The organism is Streptomyces fodineus, assembly GCF_001735805.1.
Lineage (GTDB): Bacteria > Actinomycetota > Actinomycetes > Streptomycetales > Streptomycetaceae > Streptomyces > Streptomyces fodineus.
Genome location: NZ_CP017248.1, coordinates 998,717 through 1,020,408, shown reverse-complemented (window position 1 = coordinate 1,020,408; position 21,692 = coordinate 998,717). Strand labels below are relative to the sequence as shown.

Here is a 21,692-nt window from a genome sequence, read left to right as displayed (position 1 = left end):
TTCTCACGCTCATCGGCCGGAGCCGGGCTCGTCCCGGCCTGGGCCCCGGCCCGTGGGCGCCTCGTCGGCGCCGTGGCCCAGCAGTTCGTGGAGCAGCGGGGTCGCGGGCAGTGCCGGGTGGAGGTACACGCGCTCGCGGCGTTGTTCGACGGCGGCCAGAAGCATCCGGAAGGTGGTCCTCGCCTCCTCGGTCCGCCCGCCGTGGTGTTGCGCCTGGCCCAACAGGCCCAGGTGGAGCGGGTGGCGTAAGTACGTCCTGGACTGGCCCAGTTCGGCCAGCGAGGTGTGCATGAGGGCGAGGCCGTCCTCGCGCTCTCCTTCCTGCGCCAGGCCCCACCCTTTGACGACGCCCAGCATTGCCTTCCAGTAGAGGAGTCCGTGTTCGCCCGCAACGCGGACACCTTCGTCGCTCGAGGCGAGCGCGGTGCGGGTGTCACCCTCCCAAGCCGCCACGACGCCGTCCACGTACAGCGCGAAGGAGCGGTCGGACGGCCTGCTCTCGTACTCCGTGAGGCTCAACAGCTCCCGTCGGCGCGCGCCGGCGGTCTGCCGGTGTCCGAGGAGCCAGTGGGTGAAGGTGTCGTAGGAGCGGCAGGAGACGCGTGGGTCGTGCTGGAAGGTACGCGCCAGCTCGTGACCCTCGTTGGCGAAACGATCCGCCATGCCGACGCAGCGCTCCAGTTCGGCGAGCGCCTGCGGCAGCATCCCGCGCACGTGCAGCACGATCCCTTCGCCGTACGACGCACCGAGCGCCGCCACGGGCTCCCGGGTCTGCCGCGAGAGGTCCCGCAGCAGGCCGGACAGCTGCCGCGAGGCGTCGTAGCGGCCGGTGACCAGGTTCGCCGCGCACAGCGCCCAGAGCACCGAGGGGTCCTCGGGGGCATGAGTGGCCGTGCTGAGGGTGCGACCGCGCGTCAGTGCCGTCTCGGCCTCGGGATGGCCGTAGCCGCGAGTGGTGGCGAGTATCTGGCCGAGCTGGATGTGCAGCTTCTGTTCCAGTATCACCGTGGCGGAATCGTCCGGCGGAAGGAAGCCGACCAGGTGCACCGCCCGGCGCAGCCAGATCTCCACCTGCTCGTACGCCATGGACTGCTCGGCGTGCTCCGCCGCGAGCAGCAGCCGGGGCAGCACCTCGGCGGCGGGCAGCGCGCTCTTGGCGTGCCAGCTGTGATGTGCCACCCGCTCGATCTCCTCGTCCCCCACTTGCCCGCGCCTGCGTGCGTGCAGCGCGTCGGCGACCCTGGCGTGCAGGCGGTGCCGGTCCTCACGGGGGAGCTCGTCGACGAGCGTCTCCTGGACCAGGGCGTGAGCGAAGTGCAGCCGCCCCGGATGGTGCGGGTCCTCCTCGAGCAGGCCGGCCCGGATGGCCGACTCGAGTCCCGTGATGACCGGTTCGTCGCGCGTGGCGGTCCGGTGCAACAGGTCGGCGTCCACCTCGGCGCCGATGACGGCGCACAGTCGAAGCACCCGCAGGACCGGCTCGGGCAGCGCGGTGAACCGCTGGTGCAGCGCCTCGCGTACGCCGGTGGGAATGTGAGCCAGCAGCGCGGCAACCGCATCCGGGCACCGGAGTTTGCGCGCATCGCCCACGAGGGAGAGGAGCTGCATCACGAAATACGGGTTGCCTTCGCTGCGCCGGTGCAGCACATCGACGACCTTCGGGTCCACACCGGAGCCCGCATGTGCCTCGACGAGGGCGCCGACGGCCTGCCGGGAGAGACCGCAGAGCCGCAGCGTCTCCGTCCTGGGGCCGCGCAGCACGTCGGAGACCATCCGGCGCAGCGTCGCGTCCGACTCGGCCTCGAACTTGCGGGCCGTGAGCACGATGCCGAGCGGATGGCCCTGGCAGCGGGTGCTCAGCAACCTGAGCAGGTCGAGGGATGCGGTGTCCGCCCATTGCAGATCTTCAAGGAGCAGCACGAGCGGGTGCTGTCCGGCGAGGGTGAGTAACACCTCGCACACCGCGTCGTGGGCGAGGAAGCGGGCCTGGGACCAGTCGGAGGCCCATCTCGGGCCTTGGGTCCGGGCCGCCGACCGCTCGGGCATCAGGGGGGCGAGCAGGGCGCCGTACGGCTGCGTCGCCTCGCGGAAGGCATCCGGCCGGGTGGCGGACAGCCGCCGCAGGATCTGGGTCCACAGCCAGTACGCGGGGACGCCTTCGCCGGGGAAGCAGTGGCTCCAGACCACCTCCGGCCCGGAGCCCTTCTCCTGTGCGTCCATGCTCTCCAGACGTGCCGCAAGTTCCAGCAGCAGACGGGTCTTTCCGACGCCTGGGGGGCCGAGGACGCCGGCCACATGGCCGCGGCCCACGACCGCGCTCGCGGCGGCGGTCGTCAGGCGGTCGAGCTCCTGGCTGCGGCCGGTGAACGGCGAAGGGGCAGCGGTCCACCCCGACTCGAACCCCGGGGATTCGCCTGCCTCCTTGGCGGCTGCCGGCTCGTGTTCCGGCCGGGGTACGGGCCGCCACTGGGCCGTCCCGGCTTGTGTTCCGGCGGTGTCCGTCCGCGCGCCCGGCGGCCCTTCGGTTCGCGCCTCCGGGTGCGCGTCGGTCCCGGCGATCGCCTCGCGTTCGACGGCCGTGCCGGAGTCAGCTGTCACACCGGCGCCGTCGGTTCCCGCCCCCGGACCGTGCCCCCGGGTCGTGACGGCCGTCCCACCGTCCCCGGAGCCCTCGAAGCCCGCGGAGTCCGGTGCTCCGTCGTCACCGGTCCCGGTCCTCACGAGCGGGACCGGTGACGCTCCGGTGGACTCGAGTGGTGTGGGAGACAGCTTCTTCGAAGGGGCGCTCGCTCCCGGCTCCTGGCGCAGGATCGCGTTTCTGACCCGGCGCAGTTCGGCTGCGGTGTCCACACCGAACTCCTCGACCAGATGACTACGCGTGCGCTCGTACACCTCAAGCGCCTCGGCCTGCCGCCCGAGCCGGGACAGGGCCGTCATGAGGTGCCCGACCAGCCGCTCCCGCGTGGGATGACGGCGCGCCTCCCCGTCCAGATCGGCGGCGACCTCTTCGGCCGCGCCGAGAGCCAACCGTGCCTCCGCATAGGACTCCACCGCGGTGAGCCGGATCTGTTCGAGCCGGGTGCACTCGTCGCTGAGCGGCGGATGGCCGTCGAACTCCGCGTATGGCGAGCCGCGCCACAGGCCCAGGGCCTCGGTGAGCCGGGCGTGCGCGGTGCGCGGGTCGCGCTGCTCCAGCAGCCGCCGTCCGTCGGTGACCAGACGCTCGAAGCGGCAGGCGTCGATTTGTTCGGGATCGAGATCGAGGACGTAACCGGGCGTCCGATGACGCAGCACCGAAAGTTGGCCTGTTCTCGTCTTTGTGTGCAGGGCCCGGCGCAGATGAGAGACATGACTTTGGAGTGTGGCGACGGCGTGACGGGGCGCTTCGTCACCCCATAGTTCCTCGATGAGCAGTTCGGTGGGCACCACGCGGCCGAGGCGGATGAGCAGCAGGGCGAGCAGTGTCCGCCGGCGCGGCGGCCCGAGCGGAAGTTCATGCCCGTTGCGCCGTGCCGACATGGGACCCAGAACGCTCAACGAGAGTTCATGGACGGTTTCCGTGGGTAACGCGTTTGCGGTCGGAGGTGCGTGCATGACGATCCCCATCGTTCTCGCGGATACGGCTGACTGACGGACGGTTTCGAGCTGGCTGGTCCGCACGCCGTCTTCCTATGGATCTTGGCATAGGGAAAGCGCCTTCCAGGCCGGCGAACCATCGATTGGCAAGAAAGCGGCAGGTGTTCGGCAAGGATTTCGACAGGGGGTCCGGAAAACGATGCCGGGCGACGCAAGGGGCCGCCAGTGTCTCGACCAGGACCCCGCAAGGGCGGTGACGCACGATGGGTGACATCTGGAGATACCGCTGGTCCCAGGGCCGATGACGCCCCTGCTGACGGCCGCACGGCCGCTCACCGGTCTCCGATTTGATTTTGCACTCAAGTTTTTCTGACAGGGGGGCCTTCTCTTGCTGAGTCCAGCACCTGCAGCTCCGGGCCTGTGCATGGCGAGCCTCGATAAAACCCTGACCATCCAGCAGGCGAACCAGGAGTTCTTCCGGCAGTTCAGCGGCTCGTCCGAGGACATATGCGGTCGCAATTTCCGTGACGTGGTGCACCCGAGCGTGCAGCAGCCGCTGGTGCGCCAATTCTCCAATTTGCTGGAAGGGAAGCACCAGCGATTCGTCACGCCCGTCATTGCCGTGGGGCCCGGCGAGGAGTCCGCGTTCACCGTTCCCCTCACCGCGGTCGCGGTGCGCGGTGGCCTGCCCGACACGACCACGATCCTGGTCATGATGCCCACGGCCGAGGACGCCGAGGGGGCACGGGTGGTGACCAAACGCAAGAAGATCCTCTCCGCGATGGACGCGCGCATCCTCGAAGGCATCGCCGCCGGCGTCTCCACCGTCCCCTTGGCGGCGAGCCTCTACCTCAGCCGGCAGGGCGTCGAGTACCACGTGACCTGCCTGCTGCGGAAGCTGAAGGTGCCCAACCGTGCCGCGCTGGTCTCCCGCGCCTACTCGATGGGCGTGCTCAAGGTCGGCACCTGGCCGCCCGAGGTCGTCGACGACTTCGTGACGTGAGCGGGGGCGGGGCCCGCGCCGGGCGCCCGCTCACGCCATGGGCCGTGGCGGCGTTCACCCGCGCCGAACACAGGCTCGCCCCGCTCGCCGCTCACGGGAGTGCCCGGCAAGCACGGGGCGGCTTGACCCGAGTGAGTTCGCGCTTAGCGGAGAAGCACCTCACCAGCGCCTGCCTCCGGGTCGCAGGACGGCCCGAACCGGCCCCGTCCTGCCCTCTGCTGCCCGGCCCGGCGGACGCCTGAAGGCAAGCGTGAGCCCGCCTACACCCGGGAGCGGGCCGTACCGCGTACCGAAACGCCCTCTTCCGCACCCCCGGCAACCGAACCTGCGGGCCCGGCCGCCACGGGTCAGCCCGGCCGATCCACATGTCGTCGACGGCCTTCGCGCGGTCTCCGCACGGTTCGTTCCGCCCAGGCCGCGCCGCTCCGGCCGGCCTTCCGACTCATCTTTCCTTTCCCCGAAGTTCAGGAGACACAGCGTGATCGCACAGCAGCCTCTGTCGCGCCGCCGCATGCTCGGCCTGGCGGCCCTGGGCGCCGCCGCAGTCGCGGGGCAGACCACCATCACCGGCGCCACCCGGGCGGCCGCTGCCACCGCAACGAGTGGTTCCGGCGGCACGTTCGTCCCCGCCGTCGTGGTCGGCACCGGTTACGGCGCGGCCGTCTCCGCCCTGCGCCTCGGTGAGGCGGGGGTCACCACCCTGATGCTGGAGATGGGCCAGCTGTGGAACCAGCCCGGTCCGGACGGCAACGTGTTCTGCGGGATGCTGGGGCCCGACAAGCGCTCCAGCTGGTTCAAGACCCGCACCGAGGCCCCGCTCGGTTCCTTCCTGTGGCTCGACCTCGCCAACCGGGACATCCAGCCCTACGCGGGTGTACTGGACCGGGTCAACTTCGACCAGATGTCCGTGTACGTGGGACGCGGTGTCGGCGGCGGCTCGCTCGTCAACGGCGGCATGGCGGTCACGCCCCGGCGCTCGTACTTCGAGGAGGTGCTGCCCCAGGTCGACGCCGACGAGATGTACACCAAGTACTTCCCGCGCGCGAACTCCACCCTCCGGGTCAACACCATCGACAAGAACTGGTTCGAGCAGACCGAGTGGTACAACTTCGCGCGTGTCTCGCGTCAGCAGGCCTCCAACGCGGGCCTGGGCACCACCTTCGTGCCCAACGTCTACGACTGGGACTACATGCGCCGTGAGGCGGACGGCGCGGTGCCCAGGTCCGCGCTGGCCACCGAGGTCATCTACGGCAACAACCACGGCAAGGTCTCACTCGACAAGAGCTACCTGGCGGCCGCCCTGGGCACCGGCAAGGTCACCATCGAGACCCTGCATCAGGTGAAGACGATCCGTCAGCAGAACGACGGCACGTACCTGCTGACCGTCGAGCAGCGGGACACCGACGGCAAGCTGCTCGCGACCAAGGAGATCTCCTGCCGCCACCTCTTCCTCGGCGCCGGCAGCCTCGGCTCGACCGAACTGCTGCTGCGCGCCCGGGAGACCGGCGCTCTCCCGAACCTCAGCTCCGAGGTCGGCGCAGGCTGGGGCCCCAACGGCAACATCATGACCGCCCGCGCCAACCACATCTGGAACCCCACGGGCAGCAAGCAGTCGTCGATCCCCGCCCTCGGCATCGACGACTGGGACAACCCGACCAACCCCGTCTTCGCCGAGATCGCCCCCCTGCCGGCGGGGATCGAGACCTGGGTCAGCCTCTACCTGGCCATCACCAAGAACCCGGAGCGCGGCACCTTCGTCTACGACGCCGCCAAGGACCGGGCCGACCTGCACTGGACCCGGGACCAGAACGCGCCCGCGGTCGCGGCCGCGAAGTCGCTGTTCGACCGCATCAACAAGGCCAACGCCACCATCTACCGGTACGACCTCTTCGGCAAGCAGATCAAGGCCTTCGCCGACGACTTCTGCTACCACCCGCTCGGCGGCTGCGTCCTCGGCAAGGCCACCGACGACTACGGCCGCGTCGCCGGATACAAGAACCTCTACGTGACCGACGGCTCGCTCATCCCCGGCAGCATCGGCGTCAACCCGTTCGTGACCATCACGGCGCTGGCCGAGCGGAACGTCGAGCGCGTCATCAAGGAGGATGTCACGGCTTCCTGACGAGGGGTGGGCGGGCCCGCCCGCTCGCCGCCCCCCTCTCCTCCCGGCGACCGCCCCGCCACGCCGGGCGGTCGATCCCGAACCGAAAAGGAAGGATTGCGTGAACTCCCCGCTCACCGAGGACAACGGCCTCTGGATCCGCAGGTTCCACCCGCGCCCCGACAGCCGCGTCCGGCTGGTCTGCCTGCCCCACGCGGGCGGCTCCGCCAGCTTCTACTTCCCCGTGTCCCGGTCCATGCCCGACAGCGTCGAGGTCCTGTGCGTGCAGTACCCCGGCCGCCAGGACCGCCGCAGCGAACCGCTCCTGGACTCCGTACCGGCGCTCGCCGACAAGGTCTACGAGGCCCTCCTGCCCTGGACCGACCGGCCCATCGCCCTGTTCGGCCACAGCATGGGCGCCTCCCTCGCCTACGAGATCGCCCGACGGCTGGAGCAGGACCGGGCCATCATGCCCGCCGCCCTCATCGCATCCGGCCGCCGTGCCCCGTCCATGCACCGCGACGAGACCGTCCACCTGCGCGACGACGACGGCCTCGTCGCCGAGATGCGCGCCCTCAGCGGCACCGACGCCCAACTGCTGGGCGACGAGGAAGTCCTGCGCATGATCCTCCCCGCCATCCGGGCGGACTACCGCGCAGCCGAAACCTACACCTGGGAACCCGGGCCGCCCCTGCGCTGCCCTGTGACCTGCCTCGTCGGCGACGACGACCCGAAGGTCACCGAGGAGGAGGCCGCCGCCTGGTCCGGGCACACCGATGGCCCCTTCATGCTGAAGGTCTTCCCCGGCGGCCACTTCTTCCTGGCCCGGCACCAGACGGAAATCGTCCGCCTCATGGCCTCCCAGCTGAAGGTCCCCGACCGGCCATGAGAACCGGCCCGCCCCGCCGCACGATGCCGCGGGGCCACGGCGTCGGGTGTGCGCCCTGCTCGCCGACGCCCTGCTCGCCGGCACCGACCGGACCGCGATCAGGCGTCGCCGGACTCGTCGGCGGCGGTGAGTCGAACGCCGGTGACGAGGGCTGGGCGGATGCGCACCGCGTAGTCCATGGCCTGGTCCACCCAAGGGGTGAGCAGCGTCTGATAGCGGGCCAGCTCTTCCGAGTCGGTCACCAGATGGGCGTAACCGGTGACCACCACGCTCCAGCCGAGGTGTGTGCCGGGGTCGATGGCGTCGGCCTCGTATGCCACCACGATGCCCTGGCCGCCGGCCTGCCCGGCGCGCGCGGTCAGGGCGGCGCCCTCGTGCGTGCGGATGACGATGTCGCCGTTGTCCAGGACGTGGTTGACCGGGCGGACGGTCGGCAGCGCGTGGCGGGTGAAGACGATCCTGCCGAAGGACACGCTGCCCAGCAGCCGCAGTGCTTCGCCGCTGTCCAGCTCGACGCTCCGGCGCGGCCCGGCAGGAAGGATCTCAGGGGTGTCGATGGTCATGGGGGGTTTCCGTGCGGGGCCATGGCTCACCACCGCTGTGTGCCTTCATATGGCATGGGCGTCGTCCCTTCGACACGTGGGCGGCTGCCTGTCCGCAGCGTCCGACGAGGCAGGAGCCCTCGACAGGCCGGGCATCAGGTCATTGGAACGGCACCGGCGCTTCTCACGCCAGGGCCGTTCGGCCCTTGTCTGCGCCCAGCTGCCCCTGGCGGTGGTGGTCACGTGGGTGCCTGTGGCCTCGGCGGTCATGTGCTCTGCGCTGGGAGGCTATGAGGCGAAGAGGGCCGACCGGCCCTGGCCCTTCGGTCCCAGCGCGGGAAGGATCTCGGTGGGCAGGCCGGTCCCCGCCACGAGCGGACGTCGGCACGAACGCGGAGCGAGGAGCATGCAATGGCGGACGGCGAGCAGGTCAACCCCATCCGGGTCTTCCTGCTGGACGACCACGAGGTGGTACGGCGCGGTGTGCGCGACTTGCTGAACGATGAGCCGGACATCGAGGTGATCGGCGAGGCCGGCACGGTGGAGCAGGCCCTCGTGCGCGTCCCCGCGCTGCGCCCGCAGGTGGCGGTGCTCGACGTGCGTCTGCCCGACGGTGACGGTGTGCGTGTGTGCCGGGAGCTGCGTTCCCGCATGCCCGAGCTGGCCTGCCTGATGCTGACCTCCTTCGATGACGAGGAGGCCCTGCTGGACTCGATCATGGCGGGCGCCTGCGGATACGTCCTCAAGCAGATCCAGGGCTCCGACCTGGTGTCGGCCGTACGCACCGTGGCCGTCGGCCAGTCCCTGCTCGACGCGAGCGCCACCGCCAAGCTGATGGCCCGGCTGCGCGGCGGTCAGCAGCCGAAGGAGCCGGACGGCCTGCCGGGTCTGACCGACCGGGAGCGGGAGATCCTCGCCCTGATCGGTGAGGGGCTGACCAACCGGCAGATCGGCCAGCGCCTCTATCTGGCCGAGAAGACGGTGAAGAACCACATCTCCCGTCTGCTGGCGAAGCTGGGCGTGGAGCGTCGTATCCAGGCCGCCGTCATCGCAACCCAGGTCCAGGACCGGCAGAGACGGGAAGGACGCTGAAGTGCGGGGCGGCACCTTGTCCATCAGGACGGGACGCGTTCTCGCCGTCGTTCGCTGAGGGCGCCGGGAAGACATGCGGCACGACCCCGCGCCGGACCTCCTGTGCTCGAGGACGGGCTCCTTCGTCGCGTCGGCCCGTTCACACGGCGCTTCCGGCGCCGTAGGGGGCGTAGAGGTCCAGCAACCGGGTCCGGGTGCGGCGCAGGCGGTGGGCGAGCACCTCACCGGCCCACTGGGTGACGGCCCGGCCGAGTGCCGGGTCGTCCAGGATCATGGAGCGGACGGCCGTGCCGTCGAACTCGTAGGCCCGCACCGGTGTCGCCGCCGTGGCGCCCAGATGCCACACATGGGGCGCGAACAGCCAGGACAGGCCGACGAGTTCGTTGTGGCCCAAGGTCTCGATGAGGGCGCAGCGCCGACCGGGCACACGGGTGTCGAGTTCGACGCAGCCGGTGCGGATGATCCAGAACCGCTCCGCGCGGGTGCCCTCGTTGAAGATGCGTGCTCCTTGCGAGAAGGACACCTCGCGGGCCAGACGCATGAGCCGCTGCCGGTGCTCGGTGGGCAGCGCGCGCAACATACTGGGCGTGTTCATGCATGCCTCCCTGGTTGGGGTGAACGAACCCGCACCCCTGGCGTGTGACGTCGGCTCGGGCCGGGCGAGGGGCCATCCGTCCCGAAGCGGGGCCACCCGGCCTGAGGCGGATTCCAGCGAAGACGGCCGCCGCCCCTGAGCCGGCGAGGGGCGGCGGCTGTGTCGCGAGGCTCGTGTCTCCCCTGCACGAGACCCGCGCGGACGTCCTCAGGGCTCCCGGGGCTGCGGAACAACCGCCCCGTCTCGAACGAACCGTAAGGACCTGGCACATCAGCCGGTTGGCGTCATGTCTGCGCGGGACCGGCCGTGGCCTGCCGTCGATTGTCGAGCCCGGCGCGCTCCTGCCCAGGGGGCCGAAAGCACCGTGCTGTGGACCGACCGGCCCATATGCGTGACCAACGGACCTGAATTTCGGGCGAGTTGGGCTGGCCGGGCCTACGACACCGGGACCGTCGGGGCCGACCACGGGCCGTGTGGCCGCTGACCGCGCCGCCCTCGCCCGGCCCGTCCCGCCTACCCGTGCACGGGGCCCATGGTCCCCGGCGAAGGACCAGCGGCCCCTGCCCCGCAGAACCCTGGGGCACGACGCTGGAATCGGGCCACCCAAAGTCCCGATTCAGGAGGTGGAGAACATGCCCCGCACCATCACCGTGGGTCTCGACGGCTCGTCCGAGAGCCGCGCCGCGGCGGAGTGGGCAGCCCGCGAGGCGGAGCTGCGCGGACTGCCGGTGAAGCTCGTCCAGGTCTGGGAGCCGGTCCCGGAGCCCATGGCCCAGGCCCCGCTTCTGGGCACCGAGACCCATCAGCACTGGACCGAGAGGATCCCCCGAGAGTCCGCCGACGTCCTGCGCCTGCGCCACCCCGACCTCGAAGTGAGCACCGAACAGCTCACCGGACGCCCGGCCGAAGCCCTGGTCGACGCCGCGAAGGACGCCGACATGCTCGTCCTCGGCTCGCGCGGCCTGGGCGGAATCGGCGGCTTCCTGGTCGGATCCGTCGGCCTCGCGGTCGTGGCGCACTCCGAGCGGCCCGTCATCCTGGTCCGCGCCGCCGAGCAGGCCGATGACAAGCACGAGAACGAGGGCGATGTCCCCTCCGCGGCCACACCGCCTCGCCCCGGCCCCGTCGTTCTCGGACTCGACATCGGCAGCCCCGACGAGGCGCTGCCGGGGTTCGCCTTCGACGCCGCCGCGCGCCGGAACGCGCCCCTGCGCGTGGTGCACGCCTGGAACCCGCCGCCCTACTACGCCTACGGCATGGCCCTGGAGCCGGCGGTCGAGCGGGAGATGGCGAAGGGCGCCGCCGCCGCCCTGACCGCGGCGCTGAGCCCCTGGCGGAAGAAGTACCCCGACGTCGAGGTGGTCGAGCAGGCGCACTACGGCAGTCCCTCGCTCCTCCTGATCGACGCCTCCCGCGACGCTTCCCTGGTCGTGGTCGGCCGGCGCATCCGCCGCTCCTCCGTCGGCACCCACATCGGCACCGTCACCCATGGCGTCCTGCACCACGCCACCGCCCCCGTCGCGGTCGTCGCCCACGACTGACGCCACTGACGGCTCACCGCAGAGGAGAGAACAGACCATGAAGGCAGCGGTCGTACGGGCCTTCGGCGAGCCCCTGGTCATCGAGGAGCGCCCCGAGCCCGGCCCCGGCCAGGTCCGCATCCGGCTGGAGGCCTCCGGCGAGGGCGTCACCCACATGGCCGTCGGGCAGCGGGTCGCGGTGCCGTGGCTGGGCAGGGTGTGCGGGCGGTGCGAGCACTGTCCGTCCGGCCGGGAGACGCTCTGCGAGCAGCAGATCAACACCGGATACGGCTGTGACGGCGGGTACGCCGAGAAGATGCCGGCCTGGGCCGACTTCGCACAGCAGGTGCCCGGGGGAGTCACGCCGTTCGACGCCGCCCCCCTGACGTACGCCGGCGTCACGACGTACAAGGCGCTCAAGGTCGCCGGCGTCACGCCTGCCCAAGTCGTCGCGATCTCCGGTCTCGGTGGTCTCGGCGATCTCGCCGTGCAGTACGCCGAGATCGCCGGCGCGACGGTGGCCGCGATCGACGTCACCGACGACAAGCTCGAGCTCGCCCATGAGCTCGGCGCGGACCTCGTCATCGGCGCCCGCAAGCAGGATGTCGGCCAGGAGCTGAAGAAGCACGGAGGCGCCCATGCGGCGATCGCGCTCGCGGTGAACCCGGCCGCGTTCGAGGCGGTCGGCTCCGGTCTGCGGCGCGGCGGCAAGCTCGTCATGGTGGCCCTGCCCGCCCACGGCACGATCCAGGTCCCGATCTACGACACCGTTCTGAACGGCACCTCGGCGATCGGCTCCGTCGTCGGCACCCGGCAGGTCCTCGCCGAGGTCTTCCGGCTCCACGCGGCCGGCCGCACGAAGGTCATGTACGAGACCCGCCCGCTCGCCTCCGTGAACGAGTCCATCGACGCGGTCCTGCGCGGCGAGGTCAAGGCCCGGATCGTCTTCGACCTGGGCGTGGGAGGGTGAGGACGATGGAACTTCCCCTGGTCGTCGGGGTCGACGGCTCCGAGCCGAGCCTGCGCGCCGCCGACTGGGCGGCCGACGAGGCCGCCCTGCGCGGACTCCCGCTGCGGGTGGTGTACGCCTCGCTGTGGGAGCGGTACGAGGGCACTTCGCTCGGAGAGGATCTGAGCAAGCCGTCCGAACAGGTGATGGCGGAAGACATCGTCGAGGCCGCCGCACATCGGGCGCACAGCCGTCAGCCCGACGTGAAGGTCACCACCGACGTGCTGCCCGAGGAACCGGAGTACGCGCTGGTCCGGGAGAGCCGCACCGCCGCTGCGATGGTGGTGGGCTCGCGCGGGCGGAGCGGCCTGGCCGAGGCGCTGCTCGGCTCCGTCAGCGTGACGGTGGCGGGCCATGCGCACTGCCCCGTCGTCGTGCTGCGTGGAAGCCACGACAACCGGGCCGCACCCGGCAGGCGCGGCCGCATCGTCCTGGGCATCGGCGACAAGCCGGCAGACGCGGCGGCGGTGCGCTTCGCCGCGGAAGAGGCGCGACGCCGAGGCGTGCGGCTGGAGGCCGTACTGGCCTGGCGCTGCCCCGCGCACGAGTCGACCGGCCACCCCCTGCCGGCCGGTGAGCCGGCCCGGTTGCACGAGGAACAGGCCGCGGAGGTGCTGGAAGCCGCCCTGCGGGACATTCCGGCCGGTGTCGAGGTGCACCGGCGTACCGTCGAGGGTCACGCCCGCCAGGTCCTGCTCGACGCCTCGGCCGACGCCGACCTGCTCGTCGTAGGAGCCCGGCGCCGCGAGGGCCACTACGGCCTCCAGCTCGGCCGCGTCGCCCACGCGGTACTCCATCACTCCGCCTGCCCGGTCGCGGTCGTACCCCGGCGGGAGTGAGCAGGTGACCGGTGTGCTCAGAGGCCGGCCGCGTGATCGGGGACGTAGATCTGCAGATCGCGCGGCGGTCGCTCGTAACCGGTCGACGGCGGTCGCTGCGGAAGCTCCAGGACGGGCGGCGGCACCTCGTGGTACGGCACCGAGCCCAGCAGGTGGGCGATCATGTTGAGCCGCGCTCGCCGTTTGTCGTCGCTCTCCACGATGTACCAGGGCGCCTCGCCGATGTCGGTGTGGACGAGCATCTCGTCCTTGGCCCGGGAGTAGGCCTCCCAGCGGGTGATCGACTCCAGGTCCATCGGCGACAGCTTCCAGCGGCGCAGCGGATCCTCCAGGCGGCGCCGGAACCTCTCCTGCTGCTCGGTGTCGCTCACCGAGAACCAGTACTTGCGCAGCAGGATCCCGTCCTCGACCAGCATCCGCTCGAAGATCGGGCACTGCCGCAGGAAGAGCCGGTGCTCCTCCTTCGTACAGAACCCCATCACGTGCTCGACCCCGGCCCGGTTGTACCAGGACCGGTCGAACAGCACGATCTCCCCGGCGGCCGGGAGGTGCTCGACGTACCGCTGGAAGTACCACTGGGTGCGCTCGCGCTCGGTCGGCTTGGGCAGCGCGGCGATCCGCGCGACCCGCGGGTTGAGGTGCTCGGCGACCCGCTTGATGGTGCCGCCCTTGCCCGCCGCGTCCCGCCCTTCGAAGATCACGACCAGTCTGGCGCCCTCGGCCCGAACCCACTCCTGAAGCTTGACCAACTCGGTCTGCAGACGCAGGAGTTCCCGCTCGTACAGCTCGCGCGGCAGCTTCGCCGCCTTCTTACCGGCCATGCCGCCTCCACCACCGACGACTCACTGAGTCCCTCACGACCAAGGTAGGCCCCTGACGTACAGGAGCTCATCACCGTGACCGTACGTGTCGGCAGCAACACAAGTCCGGGCCGCCTTCCGGGACTTCGAGACCCGGTTCGCGGGACTGCTCACCGGCGTGGTGGTGCAGCCGCTCGCGCCGCGCGGCACCGAGCTGTTCTCGGGCGTTGTCCAGGACGAGGTCTTCGGCCCGCTCGTGCTGTTCGGGCTCGGCGGCACCGCCACCGAGATCCTCGGCGACCACGCCGCCCGCCTGGCCCCGCTCACCGACCACGACGTGCACGACCTCATCACCGCCCCGCGGTGTGCGCCGCTGCTGTTCGGAGCCCGCGGCAGCGCACCGGCCGATCTCGAAGGCCTGGAACAGCTACTCCTGGGCCTGTCCCGCATGGGCACCGACCTCCCGCAGCTCGCCGACGTCGACTTCAACCCCCTGCTCACGACGCAGGAAGGCGTCTGCGTGCTCGACGCCCGCGTGCGCCTGGTGCCCCGCAGGCCCCACGACCCCTATCTGCGCCGACTGCGCTGAGGAGGAACAGCGTCGTCGTCCGATTGATGGCTGGCCCGGGGCGGCGTTCGTCCGTGTGTCACTCGCGGATACGTTGTGGGCATGAAGGCATCGGCGTCCGAGGACGAGGAGAGGGGCCGACCGGAGCGGATGGGCCCGTGGCGGTTCGTCGTCTGGTTCGGCACGGTCAGTCTGCTCGCGGATGTCGTGTACGAGGGCGCCCGCTCGATCACCGGGCCGCTGCTGGCCTCGCTGGGCGCTTCCGCCCTGGTCGTCGGGGTGGTCACGGGCGCCGGCGAGGCGGCGGCGCTGGGACTGCGGCTGTTCTTCGGCCCGCTGGCGGACCGTACCCGCCGGTTCTGGGGGCTGGCGATCGCCGGGTACGCACTCACGGTCGTCTCGGTGCCGCTGCTGGGCGTGGCCGGGGTGCTGTGGGCCGCCTGCGTGCTGGTGATCGCCGAACGGGTCGGCAAGGCGGTGCGCTCGCCCGCGAAGGACACGCTGCTCTCACACGCCACCGCCGCGACCGGCCGGGGGCGCGGCTTCGCCGTCCACGAGGCGCTGGACCAGATCGGCGCCCTGCTCGGCCCGCTGCTGGTGGCCGGTGTCCTTGCGCTGACGGGGAACGACTACGGCCCCGCGCTCGGCGTGCTCGCTGTCCCCGGCATCGCCGTACTGCTGCTTCTGTTCTGGCTGCGGGCCCGGATGCCGGACCCGGAAGCCTACGAACGCGAGGTGGCAGCCGCGGCACCCGTGGAGCCGGATGCACAGGGCGGGAAGCTGCCGAGGTCGTTCTGGGCGTACGCCGCCTTCACGGCGGCCACTACGACCGGTTTCGCCACCTTTGGCGTACTTTCCTACCACCTGGTCGAACGCCACCTGCTGACCGCTGCTTGGGTGCCGGTGCTGTACGCGGCCACCATGGCCGTGGACGCCGTCGCGGCGCTGGCCACGGGGTGGCTGTACGACCGGCACGGTCCGCGTGTGCTGGTCGCCCTGCCGGTGCTGACCGCGGGCGTGAGCGTGCTGGCGTTCACGAACACGGTCGCGATCGCCATGGCCGGGTCGCTGGTGTGGGGCGCGGCCATGGGCATTCAGGAGTCCACCCTGCGCGCGACGGTCGCGGACCTGGTGCCCAGCGGGCGGCGGGCGACGGCGTACGGGCTGTTCGCCGGCGTGGTCGGTGGGGCGAGCCTGGCGGGCGGTGCGCTGATCGGCGGGCTGTACGGCTACTCGATCCCCGTGCTGATCACCGTGGTCGTCACCATCCAGGTGTTCGCTGTGGCGCTGCTGGCCCTCACGAGCGCCTGTAGAGGGGTGCCCTTCCGGCGTGCGCCTCGATCCAGGTCATGAGGCTGCTCCTGGACGCCGCGCAGGGTCATGCAGGCGTGTTCGGCCTCGATGACCACGCCGACGCCCATCGGACCGCCGAGCAGCACGGTCGGCAGATGGGCGAGACCGCGCGGGAGGAGACCCGCCCGGGCCGCCTGGGTCCCGAGCGGGGATTGACCGCATGCGAGTACCTGCTGGACCAGTACGGCTACCAACCCGTCCGGGACACCACCACCCGGCTGCGACTGCGCAACTGCCCCTTCCACCCGCTGGCCGCGAAGGCCCCCGACCTGGTGTGCGGCATGGACCACGCCTTTCTCAGCGGCTATCTCAACGGCCTCGAGGTCAACGGGATCCGGGCCGTCCTCGTGCCCGAGCCCGGAGAATGCTGCGTGCGGCTGGTCCCGAGCGACAGCGATCATGATGACGAGGTGGCTCGGGACTGCTGACGTCACACCAGGCGCGGCGCGCTCTGCTGCGCTCGTAAGAGCCTCAGCCGAGGACGTGCCGCAGATAGGACTGCGGGTCGGCGAGATAGCGGCGCCAGTGATCGACCAGGGCCAGATCGTGCCAGGCCACCCGACGCATGCCGTGCTCGCCGACCTCGACGATGTCCGCACCCGGCAGCGCGGTCAGCAGCGGTGAGTGGGTGGCACAGATGACCTGCCCGCCCGCGGCCACCAACTGATCGAGGTGGCCGACCAGTTCAAGGCAGGAGGAGAACGACAGCGCGGCCTCCGGCTCATCCATCACGTAGAGCCCCGGCTGCAGGAACTTCCCCCGGAACGCCGCGAGGAAGCCCTCGCCATGACTCACCGAACCCGGTGCGAACCCTTCCCGTTCCAACGCGTCCAACGCCGTCTCGGCGCGCAGGAAGAACCCCTTGCGCGCAGACCAGCTGCTGATCATCCGGCGTCCGCGCGGTGCCGGATCGAAGCGGATCCGCTGGCCCAGTACCGATTTCGCGCGGTGGCTGGCGTAGCGCCAGTCGTGCGACCCGCCCCAGGAATCCAGGCCGAAACCCTCGGCGAGAGCCTCCACCAAAGTCGACTTTCCCGAGCCGTTCTCACCGACCAGGAACGTCACCGGCGCGGTGAAGCGCAGCCCCTCGGCCAAGAGCTCCCGCACACAGGGCACGGACCAGGGCCACTCCCTTTCTTCGTACGAAGCCACATGTGCGTACGCGCGTTCGACGATCACGAGCCAAGCTTGCCACGGGCTGGGACGGCGCCCGCCAAGACCGGCAGTCTGATCGCCACCGCTTGTGCGCTTCGTGGCCTCGTGACGGGTGGGCGTGCCGAACAGGTCAGACACGCCTGACCGTGATCATTCCTCGTGACCGTGATCGAGGTTCAGGCAGAGCGCCCAGACATCGGAGTAGGTGTCCGGCGAGGGCGAGCCCCCGACGTGGATGTCGGCCGTCCAGTATGCGGCCGTGCCGGTCCCGTCAGTGACCGGCCTGCCGTCGGAGTCGCTGGGAAGCTTCCGATGAGGTGGGTACCGCCCGACCCTGCCTTGGTGAAGTCGGTCGTCGTCACGTTGCCTCCGCTGGCGGCGGCGCCCCCACTGACCAACACGTGGTTCTCCCGCCCGTCGCCGTGTTCCCCGGCCTGATCGGCGCAGCCGACAGTTGCCGTCTGGCTCGTGCCTGCCGTGGTCGGGCCGCTCAGCTCGCGGAAGTGCACGGTCGTGGTGATGCCTCGGACGTTGACGCCGTCTCCACTACAGATCGCGTAGGCGTACGTCGTGTTGTCGCTGTCGCGTCCGCCGCCGATTCCTCCGACGGCGGTCCAGGAGTCGGGGTTGGTTTCCCCGTCCGCGGCCGCTGCCAGGACCAGTAGGGCGCCGGCGACCAGCGCTTTTCCTGTCACGAAGCGCCGCAGGGACACGTCTCTTTCATCGAATTCTCCCTTTCGAGGTTCCCCTGTGGTGCACACGGTCGGAGCGGCGCTGTCCGATGCGCGGCTCTCGGCCGTGGTGCCCGGGGGACAGAAGGTGCGCGCGCCGGCCGCCGCATGGCGCGGGGAAGGCGCTATTACCGTGGCTGGCACCGCACTTGACGTCGGCTCAGCCAGCAGGGCTCGGTTGCGCCGGTCATCAGTGCTGCGGAAGGACCCTTTCGACGGGCGTGAGATGGGCAGCCGGCCACGCGAGTGCCTGGGCTCCGGAGAGCCGCATGATCAGCCCAGTTGAGGAGATACTTGAGTGCGGAGCCGATTGAAGCAGCGGCGCGAGGGCGCGCACTACTGGTGCCAAGCACGAAGAGACGGCAGCCGACGGTCGAGTTTTTGGTCAAGGGAACAGGGGACCGTCACGGGGCGCGGAGGACTCGCTTCCGCAAGAGAGCGGGGAGCGCGTTGAATCTAACCGTCGACGAACGTGACGGTCTCGTCGAGCGGCGCCCGGCCCGTACGGGTGTAGCCCACAGTGGCGTCCTCGAATCCGATCGACATGCCGCAGAAGAGGATGAGGTCGTCCGGGGGTGACAGGACCTCCGCGACGGTTCGGCGGTACACCGACCAGGCCATCTGCGGGCAGCTGTGCAGTCCTTCGGCGCGCAGCAGCAGCATGACGGTCTGCAGATACATACCGACGTCGGACCACTGGGGCCGCCCCATGTCGCGGTCGATATAGCAGAACAGGGCGGCGGGCGCACCGAAACAGTCCCAGTTCGCGGCGGCGGCCCGCTGGCGCGCCTCCCAGTCCTCGCGCGCAATGCCGAGTGCGCTGTAGCGCTCATGACCGAAAGCGGACCGGCGCTCGTGGTACGGGGACTTCAGTGCGGCCGGGTACATCTCGTACTCCCGCTCGTCCCAGGGGTCACCTGCGGCCACGCGCTCGCCGGCGCGCCTCTTGAGCTCGGCCAGCGGCCGGCCGGTCAGCACGTAGGCGCGCCACGGCTGGAGGTTCGAACCGGACGGCGCCCAGGCCGCGGCGCACAGCACGCGCTTGAGCACCTCCCTCGGGACGGGCTGGTCGGTGAATCCGCGCACCGCCCGTCGGCTCGTGACCGCCTCATAGACATCCAAGACCATCTACCTCCCTCATCCGCTCCGCGTGGCTACTCATCGACAGTCGGCAGGCCGTGGGGGTGGGGGGCCCAGCACCTCATCAACGACAATCGCACCGGGACGCGCCCCGCACGGGTGACCACGCGGTGGGCACGCACCCGGAAAGCCCGTCAGCTCACCGGCGCCGTCGCGCCCAGCGCCGTGGGACAGGGGTCGACCGTCGCGGCGTCCGACGGGCCCGACCCGCCCGAGAGCCGTGCCGTACCGACGATGCGGAAGGCGACCACCTCTGGCCGCCGTGCCGAGTTCTGTCATCGCCCACGACGGCCAGAGCGTGGCTCTCTGCGGTCTGTGTGCCCGAGAGAGCTCGTGCGGGTCAGGAGAGCCAGTCGGTGTAGCGGGTGGGGGCGAGGTGGGCGTCCCGGTCGGTGAGGACGTCGCCCTTGACGGCGGCGAACATGCCGGCGGTGGGGTCGGTGACGACGGTCCGGTGGTCGCCCTTGTGGGACAGGGTGATCCGGCCCAGCTCGTCCAGGGTGAAGACCTCGGGACCGGCGATGTTGCGGATGCCGTTCAGCGGCGCGCCCGCGGCGACCTCCGCGACCGCGGCGGCCACGTCCTTGGAGGCGATGGGCTGGATGGGCGTGGCGGGCAGCCGGACGCTGTCGGCGTCGGCGGTCCAGGACAGGACGGCATCCATGAACTCCATGAACTGGGTGGCCCGGACGATCGAGTAGGGGATCGGCCCGGCCGCGAGGATCTTCTCCTGGAGCGCCTTGGCGCGGTAGTAGTCCAGCTCCGGCACCTGGTCCGTGCCGACGATCGAGAGGATGACGACGTGGCCGACGCCGCCCTTGTGGGCCGCGGCCAGGAGGTTGTCCATCGAGGTCTGGAAGAAGGCCGGGGACGCTTCGTCGAAGGTCGGGGAGTTCGTCAGGTTGACGACGACGTCGGCTCCCGCCACCGCCTCGTCCAGTCCCTCGCCGTTGATGATGTCGACTCCGGTGGACTTCGAGTGCGGTACCGCCTCGTGTCCGGCGGCGTTCAGGTTCTTGACGACCTGCGACCCGATCAGTCCGGTACCACCGATGACTGCGATCTTCATGACGTGCCTTTCATCAGGATTGCATGCGCAATATGGCATATATGCCGTTTATGAGTGCGGCATGAAACGGCTCGTTGACCGACCGAGGAGGGATGGCGTCAGAGACCGTCGACGAACGTGACCGTCTCGTCGAGCGATGCCCGGCCCATACGAGCGCCACCCGCCGTGACCTCTTCGAACCCGATCGACATACCGCAGAAGAGGATGAGTCCGTCCGGGGGCGACAGGACCTCCGCGACCGTCTTGTGGTACTTCGCCCAGGCCATCTGCGCGCAGCTGTGCAGTCCTTCGGCGCGCAGCAGCAGCATGACGGTCTGCAGATACATGCCGGCATCGGCCCATTGGGGCGAACCCATGCCCTTGTCGATGTAGCAGAACAGGGCGGCGGGTGCGCCGAAGCAGTCCCAGTTCGCGGCGGCCGCCCGCTGGCGCGCCTCCAGGTCCTCACGTGCGATGCCGAGTGCCCCGTAGCGCTGCTCACCGAAGGCGGATCGGCGCTCGCGGTACGGAGACTTCAGTCCGGGCGGATACATCTCGTACTCCGGGGCGTCCCAGGGGTCGCCCGAGGCCAGGCGTTCACCGGCACGCTTCTTGAGTTCGGCCAGCGGCGCACCGGTCAGCACGTAGGCGTGCCACGGCTGGATGTTCGATCCTGACGGCGCCCAGGCCGCGGCGGACAGCACCCGCTCCAGCGTTTCCCTCGGCACGGACCGGCCGGTGAACGCGCGCACCGCCCGCCGGCTCGTAACCGCCTCGTAGGCGTCCATGACCGCCCGCCTCCATCCGCTCAATGGGTCTATCTTCGTTACACTCAAGATGGTATCACTCAATACTGTATCGAGTGAAACTATCTCGATGTACGAATCCCGCCCTGGTCTCCGCCTCGGGCACTGCACCTTGGAGAAAGCCCATGACCACGCTGCTGCACATCGACTCGTCCGTGTTTTACGGCGAGGCGTCCTCGTCCCGTTCGGTCACGGCCGCCTTCCGCAAGACCTGGGAGGAGCAGCACCCGGAAGGCACGGTGATCTACCGTGACCTCGCCGCCGCGCCTGTCCCGCACATCACCGCCGACGCCTGGTCCGCCGGTTATGCCGCCCCCATCGAGCGCACCCCGGAGCAATCCGCCGCGTTCGCGGCGCGCGTGACGCTCATCGAGGAACTGGAGCAGGCGGACGCCATCCTGATCGGCGCCCCCATGTACAACTTCTCGATTCCCTCGACCCTCAAGGCGTGGCTGGACAGCGTGCTCCTGCTCGGCCGCACCGCGGGCGAGGCCCCGTCCGCCCAGGGCACCCCGGTTGTCGTCGTCGCCAGCCGCGGCGGCTCCTACGCGCCGGGTACACCGCGCGAGGGCTACGAGTTCGTACAGAACTACCTGGAGGCCGTCCTCAAGGGCACCCTCGGCCTGGACCTCGACTTCATCGTCCCGGAACTCACCATGGCCCCCCGCAACGCCGCCATGTCGGACCTGGTCCCCCTCTACGAGGCGTCCCGCAGGCGCGCTTTGGAGGACGCGACCACCAAGGCCGAGGAACTCGCGGAGCGCCTCGCCGCGTAACCCCCGCGCCCTCGACGCCGCGTGACGCTCCACCTCAGGAGGTCACACGGCGTCCTCGTCGCGTGCGCCCTCTCTGACGGTGCACGTGGCGCCCTGTACCTGGGGGCAGGTGGCCCGGCCCTGAAGGCGTCCGGTGTTCGGCCTGTCGG

The 21,692-nt window shown here is 70.5% G+C and carries 18 protein-coding genes and 1 pseudogene; 11 read left to right on the top strand and 8 right to left on the bottom strand.

Annotated elements, in window-relative coordinates; genetic code table 11:
• Positions 1-9 precede the first annotated feature (9 nt).
• Positions 10-3,519 carry a BTAD domain-containing putative transcriptional regulator gene (locus BFF78_RS04510; protein ID WP_227025704.1) on the bottom strand — a complete coding sequence of 1,170 codons (3,510 nt, stop codon included), beginning with the start codon at positions 3,517-3,519 and terminating at the stop codon, positions 10-12.
• Between the two features lie 481 nt (positions 3,520-4,000).
• Here BFF78_RS04510 and BFF78_RS04505 point away from each other — a divergent pair, with 481 nt between their 5' ends.
• The 3 genes from BFF78_RS04505 to BFF78_RS04495 all read left to right on the top strand — a co-directional run bounded on the left by BFF78_RS04505 (position 4,001) and on the right by BFF78_RS04495 (position 7,569).
• A complete protein-coding gene (locus tag BFF78_RS04505; RefSeq protein ID WP_069777063.1) occupies positions 4,001-4,579 on the top strand; it encodes a LuxR C-terminal-related transcriptional regulator in 579 nt (192 codons plus the stop codon).
• Between the two features lie 511 nt (positions 4,580-5,090).
• On the top strand, positions 5,091-6,701 hold the full coding sequence (locus tag BFF78_RS04500) for a GMC oxidoreductase (protein WP_069783379.1): 1,611 nt from the start codon (positions 5,091-5,093) through the stop codon (positions 6,699-6,701).
• Between the two features lie 100 nt (positions 6,702-6,801).
• Entirely contained in the window at positions 6,802-7,569 is a 768-nt protein-coding gene (locus BFF78_RS04495) for a thioesterase II family protein (RefSeq protein ID WP_069777062.1), read from the top strand.
• A gap of 98 nt (positions 7,570-7,667) precedes the next feature.
• On the opposite strand, the gene BFF78_RS04490 is transcribed toward BFF78_RS04495, so the two are convergent.
• Entirely contained in the window at positions 7,668-8,132 is a 465-nt protein-coding gene (locus BFF78_RS04490; RefSeq protein WP_193433409.1) for a pyridoxamine 5'-phosphate oxidase family protein, read from the bottom strand.
• Positions 8,133-8,522: 390 nt separating this feature from the next.
• Here BFF78_RS04490 and BFF78_RS04485 point away from each other — a divergent pair, with 390 nt between their 5' ends.
• Positions 8,523-9,203: a response regulator gene (locus BFF78_RS04485; protein WP_069777061.1), complete on the top strand. Its 681-nt coding sequence runs from the start codon at positions 8,523-8,525 to the stop codon at positions 9,201-9,203.
• A 139-nt stretch (positions 9,204-9,342) separates the two neighbouring features.
• Here the strand turns inward: BFF78_RS04485 and BFF78_RS04480 are convergent, their stop codons facing one another.
• Positions 9,343-9,798 carry a cyclic nucleotide-binding domain-containing protein gene (locus BFF78_RS04480; protein ID WP_069777060.1) on the bottom strand — a complete coding sequence of 152 codons (456 nt, stop codon included), beginning with the start codon at positions 9,796-9,798 and terminating at the stop codon, positions 9,343-9,345.
• Positions 9,799-10,430: 632 nt separating this feature from the next.
• On the opposite strand from BFF78_RS04480, the gene BFF78_RS04475 reads away from it, so the two are divergent.
• The 3 genes from BFF78_RS04475 to BFF78_RS04465 are packed head-to-tail and all read left to right on the top strand — an operon-like array spanning position 10,431 to position 13,166.
• On the top strand, positions 10,431-11,339 hold the full coding sequence (locus tag BFF78_RS04475) for a universal stress protein (RefSeq protein WP_069777059.1): 909 nt from the start codon (positions 10,431-10,433) through the stop codon (positions 11,337-11,339).
• Between the two features lie 37 nt (positions 11,340-11,376).
• Positions 11,377-12,288 carry an alcohol dehydrogenase catalytic domain-containing protein gene (locus BFF78_RS04470; RefSeq protein ID WP_069777058.1) on the top strand — a complete coding sequence of 304 codons (912 nt, stop codon included), beginning with the start codon at positions 11,377-11,379 and terminating at the stop codon, positions 12,286-12,288.
• 5 nt (positions 12,289-12,293) lie between these two features.
• The gene (locus BFF78_RS04465) at positions 12,294-13,166 is read left to right on the top strand and encodes a universal stress protein (RefSeq protein WP_069777057.1); all 873 of its coding nucleotides are present in this window, start codon (positions 12,294-12,296) and stop codon (positions 13,164-13,166) included.
• A gap of 17 nt (positions 13,167-13,183) precedes the next feature.
• Here the strand turns inward: BFF78_RS04465 and ppk2 are convergent, their stop codons facing one another.
• A complete protein-coding gene (ppk2, locus tag BFF78_RS04460) occupies positions 13,184-13,987 on the bottom strand; it encodes a polyphosphate kinase 2 (RefSeq protein ID WP_069777056.1) in 804 nt (267 codons plus the stop codon).
• 100 nt (positions 13,988-14,087) lie between these two features.
• On the opposite strand from ppk2, the pseudogene BFF78_RS04455 reads away from it, so the two are divergent.
• From BFF78_RS04455 to BFF78_RS47830, 3 genes and pseudogenes are all read left to right on the top strand, one after another.
• Positions 14,088-14,555 (top strand): annotated as a pseudogene (locus BFF78_RS04455) (acetate--CoA ligase family protein); the annotation flags it as partial.
• 81 nt (positions 14,556-14,636) lie between these two features.
• Positions 14,637-15,887 carry an MFS transporter gene (locus tag BFF78_RS04450; RefSeq protein ID WP_069777054.1) on the top strand — a complete coding sequence of 417 codons (1,251 nt, stop codon included), beginning with the start codon at positions 14,637-14,639 and terminating at the stop codon, positions 15,885-15,887.
• Positions 15,884-16,315, top strand: coding sequence for a helix-turn-helix domain-containing protein (locus BFF78_RS47830; protein WP_237282540.1), 432 nt, complete (start codon positions 15,884-15,886; stop codon positions 16,313-16,315). Before BFF78_RS04450 ends, BFF78_RS47830 begins: the two co-directional genes overlap by 4 nt.
• Positions 16,316-16,358: 43 nt before the next feature.
• Here the strand turns inward: BFF78_RS47830 and BFF78_RS04440 are convergent, their stop codons facing one another.
• The 4 genes from BFF78_RS04440 to BFF78_RS04425 all read right to left on the bottom strand — a co-directional run bounded on the left by BFF78_RS04440 (position 16,359) and on the right by BFF78_RS04425 (position 20,749).
• Positions 16,359-17,066, bottom strand: coding sequence for an AAA family ATPase (locus BFF78_RS04440; protein ID WP_069777053.1), 708 nt, complete (start codon positions 17,064-17,066; stop codon positions 16,359-16,361).
• 1,163 nt (positions 17,067-18,229) lie between these two features.
• Positions 18,230-18,895, bottom strand: a complete 666-nt coding sequence (locus BFF78_RS04435) for a nitroreductase (RefSeq protein ID WP_069783377.1) — start codon at positions 18,893-18,895, stop codon at positions 18,230-18,232.
• Positions 18,896-19,253: 358 nt separating this feature from the next.
• The gene (locus BFF78_RS04430) at positions 19,254-19,982 is read right to left on the bottom strand and encodes an SDR family oxidoreductase (protein ID WP_069777052.1); all 729 of its coding nucleotides are present in this window, start codon (positions 19,980-19,982) and stop codon (positions 19,254-19,256) included.
• A gap of 98 nt (positions 19,983-20,080) precedes the next feature.
• Positions 20,081-20,749: a nitroreductase gene (locus BFF78_RS04425; protein ID WP_069777051.1), complete on the bottom strand. Its 669-nt coding sequence runs from the start codon at positions 20,747-20,749 to the stop codon at positions 20,081-20,083.
• A gap of 143 nt (positions 20,750-20,892) precedes the next feature.
• On the opposite strand from BFF78_RS04425, the gene BFF78_RS04420 reads away from it, so the two are divergent.
• Complete coding sequence (locus BFF78_RS04420) at positions 20,893-21,543, top strand: FMN-dependent NADH-azoreductase (protein ID WP_069777050.1); 651 nt, start codon at positions 20,893-20,895, stop codon at positions 21,541-21,543.
• Positions 21,544-21,692 lie beyond the last annotated feature (149 nt).

Excerpts from the sequence above, each read along its gene's own strand:
- BFF78_RS04510 (WP_227025704.1), bottom strand. The coding sequence starts at position 3,519 with ATGTCGGCACGGCGCAACGGGCATGAACTTCCGCTCGGGCCGCCGCGC.
- BFF78_RS04505 (WP_069777063.1), top strand. The coding sequence starts at position 4,001 with ATGGCGAGCCTCGATAAAACCCTGACCATCCAGCAGGCGAACCAGGAG.
- BFF78_RS04500 (WP_069783379.1), top strand. The coding sequence starts at position 5,091 with ATGCTCGGCCTGGCGGCCCTGGGCGCCGCCGCAGTCGCGGGGCAGACC.
- BFF78_RS04490 (WP_193433409.1), bottom strand. The coding sequence starts at position 8,132 with ATGACCATCGACACCCCTGAGATCCTTCCTGCCGGGCCGCGCCGGAGC.
- BFF78_RS04485 (WP_069777061.1), top strand. The coding sequence starts at position 8,523 with ATGGCGGACGGCGAGCAGGTCAACCCCATCCGGGTCTTCCTGCTGGAC.
- BFF78_RS04480 (WP_069777060.1), bottom strand. The coding sequence starts at position 9,798 with ATGAACACGCCCAGTATGTTGCGCGCGCTGCCCACCGAGCACCGGCAG.
- BFF78_RS04475 (WP_069777059.1), top strand. The coding sequence starts at position 10,431 with ATGCCCCGCACCATCACCGTGGGTCTCGACGGCTCGTCCGAGAGCCGC.
- BFF78_RS04470 (WP_069777058.1), top strand. The coding sequence starts at position 11,377 with ATGAAGGCAGCGGTCGTACGGGCCTTCGGCGAGCCCCTGGTCATCGAG.
- BFF78_RS04465 (WP_069777057.1), top strand. The coding sequence starts at position 12,294 with ATGGAACTTCCCCTGGTCGTCGGGGTCGACGGCTCCGAGCCGAGCCTG.
- ppk2 (WP_069777056.1), bottom strand. The coding sequence starts at position 13,987 with ATGGCCGGTAAGAAGGCGGCGAAGCTGCCGCGCGAGCTGTACGAGCGG.
- BFF78_RS04450 (WP_069777054.1), top strand. The coding sequence starts at position 14,637 with ATGAAGGCATCGGCGTCCGAGGACGAGGAGAGGGGCCGACCGGAGCGG.
- BFF78_RS47830 (WP_237282540.1), top strand. The coding sequence starts at position 15,884 with ATGAGGCTGCTCCTGGACGCCGCGCAGGGTCATGCAGGCGTGTTCGGC.
- BFF78_RS04430 (WP_069777052.1), bottom strand. The coding sequence starts at position 19,982 with ATGAAGATCGCAGTCATCGGTGGTACCGGACTGATCGGGTCGCAGGTC.
- BFF78_RS04425 (WP_069777051.1), bottom strand. The coding sequence starts at position 20,749 with ATGGACGCCTACGAGGCGGTTACGAGCCGGCGGGCGGTGCGCGCGTTC.
- BFF78_RS04420 (WP_069777050.1), top strand. The coding sequence starts at position 20,893 with ATGACCACGCTGCTGCACATCGACTCGTCCGTGTTTTACGGCGAGGCG.